Origin of the sequence: Gimesia sp. (assembly GCF_048260065.1) — a bacterium.
In the GTDB taxonomy this organism is placed as follows: Bacteria; Planctomycetota; Planctomycetia; order Planctomycetales; family Planctomycetaceae; genus Gimesia.
Genome location: NZ_JBLXHC010000014.1, coordinates 200,179 through 219,835, shown reverse-complemented (window position 1 = coordinate 219,835; position 19,657 = coordinate 200,179). Strand labels below are relative to the sequence as shown.

Annotated in this window: 4 protein-coding genes; 2 read left to right on the top strand and 2 right to left on the bottom strand. The window is 52.1% G+C overall.

Annotated features, from left to right (window positions below; translation table 11 throughout):
- A partial coding sequence (locus ACN0YN_RS23630) for a choice-of-anchor D domain-containing protein (RefSeq protein ID WP_417387493.1) occupies positions 1 to 13,608 on the bottom strand: 13,608 nt, incomplete at its 3' end.
- Positions 13,609 to 14,215: 607 nt separating this feature from the next.
- Positions 14,216 to 15,655 carry a sulfatase gene (locus ACN0YN_RS23625; RefSeq protein WP_417387492.1) on the bottom strand — a complete coding sequence of 480 codons (1,440 nt, stop codon included), beginning with the start codon at positions 15,653 to 15,655 and terminating at the stop codon, positions 14,216 to 14,218.
- 340 nt (positions 15,656 to 15,995) lie between these two features.
- Here ACN0YN_RS23625 and ACN0YN_RS23620 point away from each other — a divergent pair, with 340 nt between their 5' ends.
- Both ACN0YN_RS23620 and ACN0YN_RS23615 read left to right on the top strand, forming a co-directional pair.
- Positions 15,996 to 18,110, top strand: coding sequence for a DUF1592 domain-containing protein (locus tag ACN0YN_RS23620; RefSeq protein WP_417387491.1), 2,115 nt, complete (start codon positions 15,996 to 15,998; stop codon positions 18,108 to 18,110).
- A gap of 30 nt (positions 18,111 to 18,140) precedes the next feature.
- Entirely contained in the window at positions 18,141 to 19,490 is a 1,350-nt protein-coding gene (locus ACN0YN_RS23615) for a DUF1552 domain-containing protein (protein ID WP_417387490.1), read from the top strand.
- Positions 19,491 to 19,657 lie beyond the last annotated feature (167 nt).

Below are 19,657 nucleotides of genomic sequence, written 5' to 3'. Positions count from 1 at the left end.
GGCGGCTACCTGGAACGTACCGAATGTTTCCCAGTCCACACCAGCGGCTGTAGTATCGTTGGCCGCAAAACGCTGATCCAGGGTGACCGTGATATCGCCCCCCTCGATTCCGGAAATCACATACTGAGCATTGGAAGCCAGACCGCTGTGGGCAGCCCAGTGAGCAGAGACCGTGTAGCTGCCTGCTGCCAGATTGGTGAATTCCCAGCTGGCCGTATTCGTACCGGGCTGATCTCCGCCGTAGAGCTCATCCTGATCATTTTCGTAGTAATCGTAGATCGTCGTCGCAGATCGTGTAAGCCAGTCACCACTGGTAGTGTAACCCAGATCGCCATTGTCGATAATCATGGACCCCGCTGCCGAACCGGAAACGGTAAAGTTGAACGGATTCGCATCGGCAGAATCGACGCCGAAGGAGACCATCCCGCTGAAGCTGGCTTCGGAACCGGCATTCATCTGCAGCGTAAAGGTCGTGGAGGCCCCTGGTGGCAGGTTCGTTGATCCAAATCCACTGACGACACTGAATCCGGAAGGAACATTGATCGTCGGGCTCAGGGCCATGTTTCGTTCACCGTAATTGGTCACAGTGAATGTTTTAATGACGGGAGCACCCACGATCGTATCATCAAAGTTGACAGTCCCGCCATCTTCCACCGTGCCGCCGTCCACCTCGACTTTGACCACAGGGTCCACAACGCGATAGATGCGGACTTCATCAGCGTAAATGATCCCATTTGCCAGATCAGATAACTGCACGGTCAGTGTTGTATTGGGGTCTGAGACCACATAGGGATCGCCAATGTATTCCCAGAAGAGTCCATCATCCAGGAAATCATTGGAACTGATCGATTGATTGATCAGGACCGTGACTGGAGAAACTCCGTCTGAGATGACATAGGGAGCGTTGGTGGCGGCACCCTTCCCGTTCACGGTGATGTCGGGATTGACATCCCAGTGAGCGACAACCTGATAGCGGCCCGGTTCTACATCAAAAGTCCAGGTCGCGGCGTTCGCACCGGTTCCGGTCTGGAACAATTCACCGGTATGCAGGAACAGAGGGTCGCCCACATTCCCTGGAGTATAGCCTTCCCAGGTTCCGGTTGTGGAGAAATTGGTAGCATCGTTCACTCCCACAGTCGCCGGTCCCGCTTCTCCACGAACCGTGAAGTTATACGGGTTCTCATCAGCATCACCGGTCGTAAAGGAGACTTTACCAAATGCGGTGCCGTTGGTTCCTCCGTCAAACTGAATACTGAAGGTAATACTGTCACCCACGCTGCCGTTGGGGGCCAGGACGTGTGTCGACGTATCCGTACCAAAGTCTGAACCGGGCAGGATACTGAATCCTGGTGGGAATTCCACCAGTCCCGTCACACTGACCGTTTCCGTTGTCGACAGGTTGGTAATCGTAAATGTTTTGATCACAGGGATGCCCGGCAGTGTGCTGCCGAAGTCCACCACGCCGGTGTCGTCATCGACGACCGTGCCACCATCAACGGTAATTTCAATATCCGGTTCCGGCAGATATTCGATGCGAATGGCATCTGCAATCACACCGTTTGACAGTGAGAAGTGATCGCGAATGAAGTTGCTGGCTTCGTTAGTCAACGTGACCACAAGCTGGCCGGAACCATCGACGGCGAACGAGGTGCTCAGATCAAACCAGGCCGTTCCATCTTCGATGAAGCTGGAAGGGGCGACACTCTGATCGACGACAACGTCAAACGGGCCCCCTCCGCCGTCCAGCGAGTAAGGAGCATCCGTCACGCGATTGTAAAACTGAGACCAGGTCGTCGAGACACGGTAGTTTCCTGCTGCCAGGCCGGTAAAGGTCCAGGTTGCCGAACCCGCTCCCGGTGGGGTCGTACTGCCGGGAGCATTGGGAATCCCTGCTGTGATATCACCTTCGTAACCGAGTGAACCCCCATTGACCGGGTCGGAGAAGCTCACAAAACTGCCTGTGGCAATAAATTCTCCGACGTCCCCATCGTCAATGATGACGACATTGGAAACCTGACCGTCCAGCAGAATATTGAAGGTCGCTTCATCCACATCGTCCGTATCGAATGAGAGAATACCGGACCGGTCACCAAAGGTATCAGAGCCCATGGTAATCGTAAATGTGGCAGAACTGTTCGCGGCGACAGAAGCGGGGAAACCCGACACGATATAGCCAGTGGGAACCACCAGATTACTGAGAGTCAGTGAATCCGTTAAGCTGGTATTTCTGATCTCAAACGTACGCACCACATCGGTCTTCAGTTCCGTTGGTCCGAACTGAATTCCGTCGGGATCACCGTCTACGATCTGTGCCGGAGGAGCCAGGGCGTCCGTTATATCCACCAGTTCAACCTCAGGGCCCACAGAAACGCGTTCAATCCGGATCGCGTCGGCGGTAATCACTCCGTCGGCCAGGTTTGTCAGCATTACGGTCAGCGTTCTACTGCTCACATTGAAGGTACCCAGGATCTCCCAGGTGGCGCCGTCGGCTGAATAATCATCCGGCTCCAGCTGCTGATTCACATCAAAGGTTCCCAGATCAGCGGCTGTGGTACCGATATCGTTTCGCGAGCCATCATAGACGGTATACGGAGCATCCGTTGCCGCATGCTGCACGCCTGACGGATTCGTAAAGACGGGCCAGGTAACGGAAACCCGATACGCGCCCGGAGTCAGTCCATAGAATTCCCAGAAGGCCTGAGCAGGACCGGTCGTATATTGAGACAGCTGGTTCACACTGTAGAAGTCGTCTTCATAGCCTGCACCGGTAGTCAGATAAAGGTTGCTGAGCGTATAGTAAGGCCAGTCGCCTGTGAAAGTGAATCCGGGATCACCGTTGTCCACGATGAAGGCAGGATTGTCTTCGAAAGGCGTCACATTTTCGAAATTCAGATACTGGACCGTTCCCACGCCGTCTGCCGTCAGGGAGAAACCGGTATCGATGACTTCCTGTCCCTTGGAGTCGAAGTCCAGGAAGTCTGTGCCCCCCAGACCATCGGCTGAACGCAGTACGGGAGGTCCGTCGATCGGGTAGTTCCCATCCTGGGACAGCGGATCAATGTAGATATAGTCGTCGTACTGGCTGCCGACCACATTTTCCATGAAGCTGGGGTTCGTAGAAGGCTGCTCGGGCTGAATCTGTCGCAGTTCGACCGTGCTCGTGCCGAAGACAGTCTGTGCTGCGTTGATGATATCCACGTCAAACGTGACACCGGCACCGGCAAAGCGGAAGTCGATGGTATCATTACCGTGAATGTCGGTAATCACATCGGCACTGCCGGCATTTCCGGGTTCGATCAGGAACACGTCGTTGCCGCCGTTACCGGAACCACCAGCTCCGCTACCACCGCCTGCACCAAATCCACCCCCATCCAGGTTATCACTGCCGAAACCGTCACCCAGGATGTTGTTGTCATTGTCGCCGGTGATGTTGTCATTCCCGTTACCGCCGAAGACGTTCTCGATGCTGTTATCATCGTCGACACCACCGGTGCCGACCACCAGACCGCCAATATTGGTCGCTGTTCCCTGGAACAGGTTGACGGTCACACCTGTCGTGTAGTCCCGGTAATCCAGGCTGTCATTCCCCAAACCGCCGTCCAGAGTGCCCGTCAGGCCTGCTCCGTCCGACAGATCGAAGCGATCATCCTGCGAACCACCAATCAGGTTCTGGAAGTCAGTGAAATCCAGACGCTGTTCGGGAGGTGTTGCCACCCCATCCTGGAACGGACCAGAGACGATCGTCGGACGACCACTGTTCAGATTGACCCGGTCGGCAATGATCAGGCCTTCATTGGTGGAAGTGATGCCCCAGTAGTTCCTCAGATCGGGGCCTTCCAGGATATCATCATCACTGAGAGTACCCACCAGATTGTCGATATTATCGAATCCCGTGGCCAGCAGTGTCTCCAGAATACTCGTGGCTTCGGTTCCCCGGAAACCGTCATCCGTACCCAGGGCATTTAAGACGACATGAACCGGCACGGCATAGCCACTGTAATCAATCGTGTCGTAATCCAGGCCACCGTCGATGACCCCCGTCAGCACGCTGCCGGGCGAGAAGATGAAATGATCCAGCCCCGCATTACCATTCAGGCGGGTATCAACGCCCGCTGGCGTACTGTTCTGCAGATTGAAGATATCATCTCCACCCGCACCATTGATGGTGACCTCATTCAGATCTTCCTGTGCGCCCAGATTCACGTTGATGGTGTCATTGCCGCCAGACGCCGTTACGATCAGCTCATCAATGTCCGTAAACGTCACATCGACAACAGGACTGCTGGTGGTATCTTCAATGGTCGTGGATGTCACTTCATAAGTATGACCACCGACAAGATCACCCGAGTCAATGAACGTCAAAGTATCAACGTCTGTGTCACCGAAGCCTTCACCGAAGACCTGTATCGCGGCGTTAATATTATCCACGGTATTACCGGCATCATAAATCTGGAAGAAATCATTGCCGGCTCCGCCCAGTAATGTGACATTGGCCACAGTTCCCGCAGGTGTGGACCGCACGCGAATCGTATCGCTGGCGGTATCCGTACCATTCACATCATTGGCATTCAGTTCCACATCGGTCAGGCTGGTGGTCGTGTCCAGACCGATCAGATCCAGCAGTTCTCCCCCCGTTCCGGAAACGACCTGTAGTTCATTAAACCCTCTGAACAGCATGTCGGTAAACTGCATGTTACCGTCGATCAGTGAAACCCCGTCGTTATTGGGTCCGACGTCGCTGATCGAGATATTGTTAGTGAGTGGAGTAGAAGAGGCATCCACGCGTAATCCACCGCCGGTCGTCGTACCATTGATCCCCACCCCTTCCAGGTGAACGAACGACAGCCCCAGATCGATGTCAGCCCCCGCGGTAGTCGCTGCGAAAATATTACCACTCCCCTGTTGACCAGCATTGACGTCGGCAAAATAACCCGCATCATGATCGGTCGAGAAATTCACGTTGACTCTATCGGATCCCAGACCGCCATCAAAGTGCATCGTGACGTCGTCAACGGTAAACGGAGCCGCTGGTGCGACATATTTACCATCCAGGAATGTCTTGGCGGATGCATTCAGGTGCGAACCGTTGGAACCAGCGATGCTCGCGGGCGCGGCTAACTGGAAGAACGGCAAAAAACCGTTCGCATTCTCGTTGATGTTCAGCGTGTCCGCATCTTCGGAACCGAGTACCGTGAAGGACAGGATGTCGGCTACCGCTCCGGTAAAGAAGTTGTTTCCATTGATGTCCAGCAGCAGATCGGTGTTTGTGGCATTATCGACTGAAGCGTCGATTGTATCGGCACTCCCGTCCTGGAACCCGGATGTGAGCATGTTGAGCACCAGGTGATAAGCGCCGGTGCTGGTATTGACGTTTTCGATCCCCGTGTAATCGACAGACTGTTCGCTATCAGAAGGGAAGTCAAACGTTCCCGAGCCGGGAGCTGCTCCCAGTGTCAGCAGGGGATTTGTGATGGCGTTGAAATCCATGTTCAACACATCACCAGGCCCCGGGAATGTGGGAAGACCACCGTTCACGGTAATCGGCGAATCATCTGTCGGCAGAATGTTGAACGTGTCAGCATCGGAACCACCATTGATGGTTGTCTGCGTCGCATCCACATTCCCCAGCAGGTCGACGGTAGCCCCGGCTCCATCGGTAATCGGATCAACGTTGATGGTAATCGTTGTAGCTGCGATCACTTCGCCCGTCAGTGCGAGCAGGAAGTCATCACCGGAGTTCAGCACGACGTCCGCGCCGGTTGACTCGACGGTCACACCCGCGTTGATCGTCAGGTTGTCCCCGGGACCGGCAGCGTCCGTTGAGGTCAGCGTCACATTACCAGCACCGGTCACATTACTGGCGACCGTCAACGGACTGGCAGTGGTCACAAGCACCCGGTCTCCGGCATCAAGGCCGACTAGACCATTCACCGTGCCCAGTTCCAAGGCTCCTGTGTTAATGAGGACGATATTGCCAGTGGCAGCTACTGCTGCAATTCGACTGACTGCCAGATCGATGTCATTTGCACCTCCGCTGACTCCAGTACCAATGTTCGTGTCTGCACGCAGTTCGACTTCAGTACCCGCACCACCACTAATCAATGCTGCCTCACTAGCCGTGTTGTCGAGGATCCCCTGACTGGAAGAAGTCACGCGAATCGTACCGCCGGCACTTCTCAGGTCGGCAAGCCGCACATTGCCAGTAGCCGTCACATTCAGAGCACCACTCTGGGCATTGACCAGCGAACCTTCTGTTTGTGTGAAAGAACCACCGCCGCTGGTGTCACTGTCGGCTGTCAACGTCACCACTGCTGCAATGGTAGTATCGATGAGAGAAGTCGCCCCCAGATTCAGGTCATTATCAGCCAGCAGGTCGATGGCTCCGCCATTGGAGATCACACTGTCATTCACATTGATATCGACTGACGAATCAATCAGCACCGTAGCGGCGGCTCCCGTCGCTTCGACTTTGTCATTGATCGTCACAGTACCGCCGGTCACCACGGAAATATTTCCGGATGCTGTAATACCTTCGAGGAGATTAACCGTGCCTACCGCAAACCCGGCAGCACTTTCAAGGAAAATAGTACCGGCCGTTGTGACTGCGGACACTGTTCCGACCGCCAGATCGAGGTCATTACCAGATTCACCAATGTGGCCAGCCGCACTCAGAGCCACAGTGTCAGCGGTGATGACTGCCGCCTCACTAAGAAAGGTATTGTCATCAATCTGACCACCGGCTGCTGTAACCTGGACTTCCCCACCTGTATTCACATTCGTGAGCAGAATATGGACGGCCGCATCGAGGTCAATCGTACCGTTACCACTGCTGGTAATCTGGGTGCCAGTATCGGTCATGACAATCAAACCAGCGGAATTGATCTGAATCAGATTACTTCCATTGTTTGAAATGATAGCTCCAAAACCGACGTCGAAATTGCCAGCCGCATTGGACAGCTGCAATGTCCCGCCGGTGACAGCGAGGTTTTCATTCACAACGAAACCACCGCCTGACGCAATCGTAGTATTGCCGCTGACTGTGAGCCCGTTGATGACGCTGACATCCCCAATGATAATCCCATTAAGCTCAGCCAGTTCCAGGCCGCCGCTGATATTTCCTTCGAGATTTGAAATAGCCGTTTCCAGCGCATCCCCTACTCCGGCACCAGTGCCTGCAGTCAGGATCGCGCTGGCCGCGGTAATGTTATTCCCGGTAACGGTATCCCCGGCATTCGCATCGCTGATCGCACCCGCAGTCGCGGTGACCGTAACGCTGCCAGACGTGGTGATCTGTCCCAACTGGATATTGTTCCCGGCAGTCAGATCGATGGTATTCGCAGTTGCATCGATGACACCTGCTGCTGCAAACGTAATCTGGTTGCTGGCATCGACGTCGACTGAGCCAGTCGTCGTAAAGGTACCATTCACGTTGATCTGGCCTGCATTCAGGTTCAGAGCTCCCGATCCGATATCTACGGTTCCCGTGTTGATCGTATCATCGGCACCGGCGATCACTGTCAGATTTGCTGTAAAGCCAGCATCGACGCCTACAAGGTTAATGGTATCTGCACCAGTCCCCAGCGGTAACACAGCCGGATTTTCCGTATGAATCGTAACGGTTCCCGAGGGATTAACAAAATTGACTGATTCTCCCAGTGTCGAACTGATCAATGTTTCACCGGGAGTAGCATAATTGGAAAGCGTGATAACCTCATCGGCTCCTGTGAAACTGAAGATACGATCTGTGGCAGAAATCTGATCATCAATAGGCTCCAGGCCGGTATAGGTGATCGTTGCTGTTGCTTCCCCATCCAGGAAAATACTGCCATCACTGGCGTTGGTGAAAACGTGTTCTACCGAGTTGATAGTTCCCGAGCGTTCCAGAATGAGTGTGTCATTTCCGCCGGCTCCGCCTCGGAACTCGATCTGAATGTCCGTAGTATGATCGATAGTGTCCAGATCAATGGTCAGTGTATCGTCTTCACCATCTTCGCCGATAATTACCAGCGGACCGTTTATGGCAGCTACGGGAAATGTCGAGATGATCGTGCCCGAAACGGTTTCGCTCAGAACAAAATTCCCTCCGACAATACTCAGCGTATACTGGTCTGCCACGTTATTGTCAGGTACTGTGATTTCCGGCGTGGAGTCGACCATATGAATGACAACATCGTTGCCGTCCCCCCCCACGTAGGTGAGGTAGGCATTTAACCCGCTACCCAGGAAATTTGTGAACTCATGACCTTCAGGGTAGCCAATGAACTCTCCTGTGATTCCGTCGGCAGCGTCATTGTCGATCAATGTGAACTTATCACCATCGACTGGAGTATAAGTATTGGTCAGATTCAGAGCGGCATCGTTCAACACAACAGCTCCGTTGACGATAAACTGATCGTAACCGGAACCAACAGTTTGCCCGTTAATTTCGAAATCAAAAGTATCATCACTATTTAAAATCAGATCGCCGTTAATCACGACCTGACCGGGACTGTTGCCAGTAGCCAGGGTTACACTCTTATCGATGCCCGTGGCTGTTGTATTCACATTTTCGTTATAGGTTCCGCTGTTGATTTTGACTGTACCACCGGGAGTGACGGCTGCAAGGGCTTCAGCGATTCGGTCAGGAGAACCAGTCTGGGCCCCCAGTGCAGTCACATGCAGTATCGAAAAATCTCCCTGAAAGCCCGCGGTGATTCCATCTGTGTCTGTGCCATTATCCAGGTAGAAAGTGAAGTCGACTGCCCCAGCACCAGCACCATCCAGTTTGAGAACTACAGCGTCATCGTCATACGTGGCCCACCAGTTGCCGCTGAAGTCGACAACTTCTCCGGACGTCTCATTATTAAACACGGCAACAGTACTGCCGAAGCTGTTGTTGAAAAATGTGTTCGTCGAAATTGTGCCGTCAAACTGGTCGTCCAGACGCACATCCCCATACCCGGCAGCAGACGTTCCCGCACCATTGTTGAGGAATATATTTTCTTCGACGATATTGCCTTGCGCGCCGCGGGTTGCGTCACCAGTACCGCCAAATCCGGTGAACCGCAGTCCGGCACGGTCATTGGTATCGAATGTGTTCATTGTGATCAATGAATTCTGAATACCGCCCTGCAGGCCATCGAAGTCATTATTGCTGAAGACGTTGTTCTGGACGACGGCATTTTCGACACCGAAGCGGCCGAAGTTCGCACCGGCACCGTTCCCATCGAACAGGTTGTCTTCAAACAGCGGGTCTCGGCTGGCACTACTGCTGACGTTCCGCGTCCCGTCGACGAAAAACCCTGTGGCACCATTGAGTACCCAGTTGGAGGTAAAGTGGAAACCGTCGAACGTATCCTGGTCAAGGTGGAAGATACCGCCACTGCCAGTCTGGCTCATGCCGTCGATCACGTTTTGGTGCACGGTGATATCGTCACCAGAGTTATCTAAAAAGACCCCGGAACTGGTAAAGCCGACGAACTGGTTGTTCAAAATCTGCAGGTCATCGATCGATCCGGATGTGGAGACAATTCCTGTCGTTCCGCCTGAAAAAGTGAACCCATCGATCGTAGTTCCCGCTGAACCGCTCTGTAAATCCAATGCTGTACCAGCAGCGGGGGCGATGATTGACGAGAGCGCATCGTCCAATGTGCCGCCACGACCACGCGCGTCGACTCCGGACTGAGCTCCCAGCAGATCAACCTGCTTGGAAAGCGTGATATTTTCCGCATACGTGCCAGCCGCAACATTAATAGTTGCCCCTGAGGCAGCCAGATCAATGGCGTCCTGAATCTCGGCGCCACCGGCAGAACCTGTGATATTCACAGTTGCCGCCGTTCCTGTAATCGCATCTGCAGTCACGTCACCCGTCAACTCGACAACTTCCGCGTTAAACTGGATCGTCTTTCCTGCAGCCAGAGAAACGGAAGAGTTTACGTTTATCGTATCAGTTTCATCATCGCCGTTGATGATAATGTCGGCGGTGTAGCCGGCAGCGAGCGAATTGATATTAATCGTATCTGCACCAGTCCCGGCATTGATGGTCAGTGTTCCCGTCGGGTTGAGAAAGTCAGTCATTTCTCCGAGAGAAGAATTAACACGGGTCTGTCCGCCACCCAGATCGGAGATATTGATGATCTCAGCGCCCCCGGTGAAGGTCAGCGTCACGTTGGTGACGTTAACAGTGGATGTAACCGGCTCCAGACCGGTATAGGAAATGAAATCTGAGCCTGAGCCATTCAGCCTGATGCTTCCGGTACTGGGATCCACATAGCGAAACTCCATGGAATTCAGGTTACCATTGACCAGTTCTAAAGTATCATGTCCACCAGCCCCGCCATTAAAGATTATCTGGAGATCAGTCGTTTCATCGATGCCGGTCATGTCGATCGTCAGTTGATCGTCCACACCAGCCTCGCCATTGATAACCAGTGGGCCTTCCAAAGCAGCAAGGTGATAAGTGGAAATTACATTTCCTGAACCCACTTCAGTAATAACGACGTTACTGCCTATGATCTGGAGGGTATATTCATCCGCAGCACCATCATTGGGGATTGTCACAACAGGATTGGGGACCTCAGTATAAATCGCAACATCATTACCATCTCCGCCTGAATAAGTCAGAAAAGCAGAAAGCCCGCCAACTCCCAGGAAATCTGTAAATTCGTGTCCTTCAGGATATCCATTAAAGGTTCCAGTAACAGGATTAGGCCCATCATTTTTGATCAGGATATACGACTCTGCAACATCTGGGGTATGACCATCAATCAGGTTCAGCATCGCACCACCCAGTGCCAAATCTCCGTTGACGATAAACTGGTCGTATTCTGTTCCGGCAATAGTTCCATTGACTTCAATATCAACAATGTCGTTGCCGTCCAGTTTCAGATCACCATCAATCACCACCTGCCCCGGGCTGCTGCCGGGGGCCAGCCTCACATTTTTATCAATTCCCGTTGCTGTGGCATCAACGTTACCTGCATAGGTTCCACTGGCAATATTAATCGTTCCGCCGGGATTTACAGCCTCAACCGCTTCCTGAATCCGACTCAAAGGCCCGGTCTGTGCTCCCCAAGCAGTTACATTCACGATATTGAAATCACCTTGAAATCCAGCGGTTCCACCGTCTGTATCTGTGCCGTCACTCAAGAATGAAGTGAAGTCAACCTTCGAAGCGTTGCCATCAAAACCGTCGCTCTTCATGGAATTGGCAATTTGTGTTTCGTCCGTGATGCCCCACCAGTTGCCGGAAGCGTCGACAGTATCTCCACCGTAATGAGCGATGAGGTTAGTGATCGTTAAGGAGTCAAAAGAGTTGTCATGAGCGGCTACATCGGGCGTGCCATCGGAAATGTTATTGAAGACGCCGATACCTTCCAATGAGTTGCTGAAGGCGTTGCCTACGATACTGACATCAGTAACGAAATCATTGGCGACGCCTGCGACCACGTCATGGATGTTGTTGCCGAAAATGTTTACATTCGTGTTGCCCTGGTTATGAATACCGGCGGCCCAATAGGAAATTTCGTTGTTCTGGATCGTGATGTTGTCGTTATTTCCATTAAATGTGGAGAGCACACCACGACTTGCGACTCCCGTTCCCGGGCCTTCCAGAATATTGTTCTCGATCGTATGCCCCGTGGTGTTGGCGGCCATAAAGACGGCAGATTTATCGCCAATGCCGGCCGGACCGGCCCCATCGACGATCTTGAATCCGTCAATCACGACATCGTTCGCAAAGAGACGGAACCCGCCGGTCAGTTCACTTTCCGAGCCGCGGACACCAGAGCCAACCCCCGCAGCAATCCCGGCATTGGCACCCTGAAGAATCACGGAAGTATTCACGATCACATCTTCGGCATAAGTTCCTGCGGCCACGTTGATAGTTGCCCCTGATGTTGCCAGATTAATCGCTTCCTGAATTCGCCCCACAGGTCCGGTCTGCGCTCCCAGAGCAGTAACATTTACTATTGAGAAATCACCCTGAAAACCTGCGGTTCCACCGTCTGTATCTGTATCGCTATTGAGGTAAGAAGAAAAGTCAACCCCCCCGGTCATCAGAGCAGCGACATCCCCCTCATCAAAGCTCCCCCACCAGTTGCCGGAAGCATTTACGATTTCTCCTGTACCGCTGGTGACACCTGCTGCGTTACCTGCCAGCGAATTATTTGTGACATTCACTTGAGCGCCAGTAGTCAACCCGCCTGGAGTGGATGCCTGCAAATCATAGAGACCGATGGCAGCGTCGAAGCCAGAGATGAAATTGTTTGAGATATTAATAACGGCTGTCGGTGAGATGGCACCCGAATATGCATTGTCTGTGGCGATGAATATTCCTGTTGTTTCATAACCGACAAGGGTCGTGTTGTCTGTCAGCGTATTCCCACTTATCGTGATTGCATCCGAACCACCCGAAAGCGAAATGGCAGAGGTACCTGTCGATCCAGCACTCGCGCTGCCGGTGAAAGTGATGGAGTTGTTATTAATTGTAACCGGTGCATGGGAGTAACTCGAATTCAGGTTCACATCAATTCGAGTCCACGAATATGTCAGCGTTCCAATATCACTGTCGAATGTGTTATCGCTGATTGTAACGGCGCCTGTTATTGCTTCTGCTCTGCTGTCTAGTTGAATCGCTGGTCTGTCGGAATTTGAGAATGAGTTATTGGTGATCTGAATGTTGCCGAAAGCCATGCCATTGGCGGAATACTTGTTATTCAATACGATGTCACGTTCAGAATCACCCGCCGGGTTTCCAAAAAAATCATTGCCGCTGATGTTGGAATCGCGCATGTCTTCTGCATAGATACTGACATCACTGATATTCTGGAATGTCGAATTAGTGACCTGTAGATCGCGAAGATGGCCGCCTGTCACAGTATTATTGCTGGCCTCATTGATGGCATTCTTCATCCCATCAAACTCAGTATTATTGACATGAATGCCATCAGCGACCGCAGTCGACGCCATTCTAATCCCAGTGCCACCGGTACCTGAGAAGAAACTATTAGCAACACTCAGATTCGTTAATACAGCATTATTATGGATCTCAATACCATAGGTACCGGATACAATGCCCTCGAAACTGACATTATCAACCTGCAAATTGTCTACAACAGAATTGACCCGAATCCCCTGGGTTGCATTCTCTAGAGTCATATCTTGAAAACGGACATCATCGGCAGCCACGGTAAACAGAATTCCGCTTCCAGTGACAGTAGTAACGGCTGTCCCTGCACCAATAAATTCGATTGATGTCCCAACGGTGACATTCTCATTGTATGTACCGTCTGCAATATAAATGATGTCACTCAAATCGCCACTGGATGCAGCAGCAGTAACCGCGTCCTGAATAGTCGCGAATGCATGAGTTCCAAAAACTCCTTCTTGATCTCCGACCGTTACAGGATCAATGTCCGCAATGGTAGCCCCATTAGTCAGTCCAGAAAAGTTGTCATCCACAAGGAACGTTGTCAGCAGCGTGCGGTCTTCGAGCGCTTCTGTTGTGGAGATCTGATTCTTGACGATTGACTGCCAGCGTCTGCGGATGTCGCGGCGGTCGCGGGAACGAAATACTTGGCGTTTGCGGATACGGGAAGTGAGTGTGTTGAGCCAGTTCGTCAGTAGCATCCTGTCATTCCTTCGTAAGTGAATCAATTGTCGCTGGGGATGAGCCTAATTCGTCTCAGTCACGCTTCGTTGCTGAATGTCCAATTCACACAGGTCAACCTGGCATTTTGAACAATCAAACCAGTCAGATATAACTCAGTTCAAACCTTAATTTCCTCTAACTGCGCATTTGTTGCAAATTCGCACCAGTTTTCGGATTTCATGTGAACATAAACAACTTAGATAAAGATTTCCAATACATAATGGATTAATTATACAAGTTTTATCAATTTAGGCATTTTTGCCAATCTAACGAATTTGTGGAATATTCGCCACACCTGCTCATCAAGACCGTGATTAAACCGAGAGTAGTCCAGGCCGAAAGTGTCATGAAAATAAACACGCACTTCCTCACTGGCGCGAGATGGGGATCAAGCATTTCATTAAAAGCTGAGCCAGGTAAATCCAAAACAGAAATCGTCTGGTTTTGTCAGCTCATCCTGGAAATCGATTCCTGGAACTTCATGTTCTTTGCTGAGAACGATTTAACGCCCTGATCTGGTGCTGCTTGAACCTGGCTGGATTCAGCAAATGAGATGTAGAAAAAAGCTATATTTGAAAATCACGGTTACCGGTAATCTTCCCAGAGGTCGGCGTTTTCATAACTGTCGCGAATCCGCCATTCGCGGAGGATCGCCAGAAGTTCCTCCTTCTGTTCGGCGTATTCGGGTGCATCCCAGAGGTTGTTGACTTCCAGAGGATCGGCTGTGAGATCAAACAGTTGTCCCCACGGTTCGTCCAGAAAATGAACCAGTTTCCAATCATGTGTCCGCACCATGGTCATAAACTTGCTGGTCGTCAGAATACCGTCTTTGGCCTGCTCCGCGAACACAACGTCACGTAAACAGGCTGCAGCTTCAGCGTCTGATTCAAGTAACGGCAACAGGCTGCGGGCCGCCATTGGTTCTGGAATGGGGATGTCAGCCAGGTCCATCAAGGTGGGCCCCAGATCCATCTGCTGCACCAGACCGTCAATCGCACGCGCTGCTCCAAAACGGTTGGGAGCCCACATGATCATCGGCACTCGGGTAATGATGTCATACATGGTCCATTTCTGGCTGTGCCCATGATCTGTCAGGCAGTCGCCATGATCGGACGTGAAGATCACTATCGAGTTGTCCAGCAGCCCCTTCTCTTCCAGCGCCGTCATGATCTCTCCCACCTTTTCGTCAATCATTGTGACGTTCGCCAGATAATAGGCGCGCTGCCGGTGTCGCTGTGCTTCCGTGGGTTCCAGCAGATGCACGACCGAATCGTGATCGACCTCGTTATTATGAATGCGCATCGCCTTTAACGGTTCCGGCTGGTTTGCCAGATCACTTTCGAGCACGGGAGCGATGTTGAGATCTTTCTTCAGATACGACTCGGTATACCGGGGAATTGGATCATAGGGAGGATGCGGGCCGGGAAAACCAATTTCCAGAAACAGAGGTTCGCTGACGGGGTAGTTCCGGATCCAGTCGACCGCCATGTTCCCCACAAACATGTCGGGATGCATGTCTTCATCCAGCAGCCATTCAAAGGCGCCCAGGCTTTCTTTGTAATCGGGTAACTGGCGGTAGAGTTCCCGCTGCTGTTTGACCAGGCCGCGCGCACGTAATGCTTTATCCCACTCATCGTAAAAGTAGCGCCCTTCCAGGTAGCGATCTTTGTTCTCCACCACGTACCGTTGATCGAAGCCCAGCGGAGTCGTGTAAGGCCAGCTGTGCATCTTGCCGATATTGACGGTCTGATATCCACCGTCATGCAGATTTTCGATCCAGCCATGCTTCCACGTATCGGCATTTTTCAGAATCCCCGTCGTATGCGGATAATGACCTGTAAAGAGGGATGCTCTGGCCGGCGCACAGGAGGCGGCTGTGATGAAACAGTTGTTGAAAACTATTCCCTCACGATGCAAACGATCCAGGTGTGGCGTTTCCATGTAATCATAGCCGGCCGCATGAATCGTATCGAAACGCTGCTGATCGGTGATAATGAGAATGATGTTGGGTCGTTGATCTGTCATTGGAATGCCCTGCGCCCTGCTCCATGATTGTTATCTGTATTCAGTTGAAGACGTTCATTATCTCACCTCGGTATTATTTATCTACCAGATCAACGCCGACAGAAGCAAGTACGACACTGGGATGGGGCAGGTATCACACGGAAATTCGTTGTGATCACTGTGTGTTCAGCCCGCAATCTGATTTTGAGAACTCCTTTAAAAGAACTCCCTTAAAATCTGAGGAATGACAGACCGTAATAGACACAGTGGGGGTGATTGAGTTAATATATAAACGACAGATTATACATACAGCGATCTCTGACTCACCCCGCCCATTGTAGAACACAGGTAAGAATCCACTTTGATCTCCCGATTCTGGTACATCATCGGTTTTGCGGCTGTCTGTCTGACTCCCCTGTTGAGTCCGGGAACTGAGCGTACGCCCGCTTCGCAGGCAGATGTTTTCTCAACCGTCATCCTGCCCGTCTTTCAACAGAATTGTGTGAAGTGTCACGGCAAGCAGGAAAAGGTGGCCGGTGAACTCAATCTGCTCCAACTGGAAAATGCCGATCAGCTGCTCAGCACTCCGGAAACGTTGAAAAATATGATCGAAGCGGTCGACTCAGGTTACATGCCCCCCGAGAGCGAAACGCCACTTTCTGAAAAAACGCGCCAGCAACTGGTCGCCAGTCTGCAGGTGTATCTGAAGAAATCAATTGCATCAGCGAAATCCTTGCCGGCGACGCCGATTCGTAGAATGAATCGCTTTCAATACAACAATGCCGTTCAGGATCTGTTCCAGCTGAAAGTGGAAGTCTTTTCGCTTCCCGAGCGGATGATGCGGGAGCACGACAATTACTTTCAGCCACAAACCGGAAAAATGCCTCAGCAGGTAACCGTCGGCAGTCGTCCGCTGGGCAAGTCCCAGTTGATTGAAAAACGACTGGGCGGAGTCGCTGCCTTCCCCCAGGACCTGCGTGCCGAGAACGGGTTCGACAATCGAGCCGATCACCTTTCACTTTCCCCGTTACTGCTGGAATCATTTCTCAGACTGAGTCGTTCCATTGTCACCAGTTCAGACTTCAACAAAAAAACCTGTGGGATCTGGAAGGAGTTTTTTGCGTCTCCGTCAAAAGGAACAACGAAAGCAGAAACGCAGGCGATCGTTGCAGCTCGCTTAAGAAAATTTCTGACACGCGCCTTTCGACGTCCCGCCAGCGACGAACTGGTAGAACGCTACACCGCCTACGTCATGCAGCAGATTCAACAACAAAGGCCGTTTACGGAAAGTATGCAGGACGCGGCAGCCGCGGCACTCGCTTCGCCTCAGTTTTTCTATCTGTATGACCAGTCAGCTGACAGTGAGATTCCACACAGCAATGGCATTGATGATTTCGCTCTGGCTTCGCGGCTTTCCTTTTTCCTCTGGGGAAGTATTCCTGACGAGACACTCCTCGATCTGGCGGCAGCCGGAAAACTGCATGAGCCAGACGTTTTAACCGAGCAGGTTTCCCGCATGCTGCATGACGATCGTCTCAAGCGATTCTGCGACAGCTTCCCTGTCCAATGGCTGCAACTGGAACGGATCATCTCTTCCACTCCGGATCGTCAGCGGTATCCGCAATTCTACTTTTCCAAGTACCGTGCCAGCATGCATATGATGCTGGAGCCGTTACTCCTGTTTGAGACGTTGCTGATTGAAGATCAGTCCGTGCTGAAGTTGATTGATTCCGATTTCAGTTATCGAAGTGATCTGCTGGAGGCCTGGTATCGCGATGGTAAGCAAGGCAATGCAGGCTCTCCTGTAACCGTGAACTTTCGCCGCGTGCCAGTGGAAGACCGGCGACAAGGTGGCGTGATCACCAATGCTGCGGTCATGACGATGACCTCCAATGCGACCCGGACGCAGCCGATTACGCGCGGTGCCTGGATCGCAGGCGTCATTCTGAATGATCCTCCCAAGCCGCCCCCTGCTGATGTCCCCGTACTCGAAGACAAACCGAAGGCCGGCGAAGAAAACCTGACGTTGCGTGAGCGGTTCGCTGCCCATAGAGAGCATGCCAGTTGTGCAGGCTGTCACCAGCGAATTGATCCCTTAGGGTTTGCGTTGGAAAATTATGATGCCGCAGGCCTGTGGCGTGAAACCTACCCCAACGGGCGAACCGTCGACGCGAGTGGCAAGCTGTTCAGCAAACATGAATTCGCGAATATTGTCGAATTCAAAGATGTATTACTGGTTGAAAAGGACCGGTTTACCCGTGCCTTTGCAGCGCATCTGCTTTCATTCGCTTTGGGACGCGAAATGGGAGTTGCAGATTCACTGGCGCTGGAAAAGATTGTGGAAGAAACAGCAGCGGCAGATTACCGGTTCCAGTCGCTCATCAAAGAAATTGTGTTGAGCCCCCCTTTTTTACAGAGCAGAGTCAGACAGGAAAACGAATCCGTTACTGAAACCTCAAACGCGACCTCAAAATAAATCCATAACACGTCAGCTTGGAATGGCAGAATGATGATTGAAATCAATCGGCGATCTTTTCTCCGTGGAGCAGCAGGAGCAACACTGGCATTGCCCTGGATGGAAAGTCTCGCGAACTCGGAAGTCCCTCCGCAACCGGCACAGCGCATGGCGATCTTTTATGTGCCCATTGGTGTGGTGCGTCGCGGTTTCTTTCCGGGTGAACAGAATGCAGAGATCCCCAAATTCACCAGCAGCCAGAAAGAGATTACCCGGGAAACCGGTCTGAAAGTCGGGATGCGGCCTCTGGAACAACTGACGCCCACTCAGCAACCTCTCGAAAAAGTAAAACAGAAAGTCACGCTGATCACCGGCATGGACCGGTTCTACAAACATGGAAGTGACGTTCATGCGCAATGTGCCTCCTGCTTTTTAAGCAGCGCCACTGCCCACGCAGTCAAGTCGTCGGTCTACCCTCTGGCCCGGACGCTCGATCATATCATTGCCGACCACGTCGGAGAGAAAACGCCGTTCCGCACTCTGGAACTGAGTTGTAACAGCCATCGGGACAACAAAGAGTCAATCTATTTCGACAATATCTCCTGGTACGGAACGGGACATGTGGCCCCCTCGATGCGTGACCCGCGTAAAGTCTATCGCCGCATGTTTGGCACTCAGGAGAATCAGGAATTTCGCGAGATCACGGGACTGGTTCTTGAAGATGCACGTTCATTAAACAGACGACTCGGCCGTGCAGACCGTGAGAAATTTGCAGAGTACTTCGATGGCATCAGGACAATCGAAGAACAGATGGACAAGCTCGATCTGATCAAAAATGAAATTGGCAAAGCCTCAGTCAAAGAACCAGATAACTCACAACTTCCCCGCGGCCAATATATTCGACTGATGGGAGATCTGATGGTCGCCGCACTTCACGTCGGTCTGACCAATGTCGCCACGTTGATGATTGGCCCCGAACGCTGGGACACCCCCATGCGTTACGAATCGCTGTTCGACAAACCGATGAGCCATCATCAGATGTCACATAATCAAAATAAGTTTATGAAAGAACTGCTGCAGGTGGATCGATTCCATATGGAACAGTTTGTTTATCTCGTACAAAAGATGGATGCGATTCGCGAAGCAGACGGAACCACATTACTCGATCACACCATCTTCACTTACGGCTCCGGACTGGGGGATGGTGCCACGCATCAATATACCGACCTGCCCATTGTCGTCGCCGGTTCGGGAGGAGGACGCTTAAAAACGGGGCAACATCTGCACTGCTCAGACGGCACCGCTCTGGCAAACCTCTGGCTCACCCACGCACAAGCCATGGGAATCAGGCTCGATCGATTCGCCGACAGCACCGGCCCCGTGCAGCAACTGTTGACCTGATACCATCGCCAGCTTGTTCGATCGATGGGAGAAGTTTGCCCCCCTGTTTGACATCATATTTAGAGCGGAAAATCCCCACCCCGGCAGATCCATCCTTCCCTGCCCCTTATTTACACTGACACAGGCAGAAACTATAATACGTTAGTATATGAATTGCTGTCAGAGGA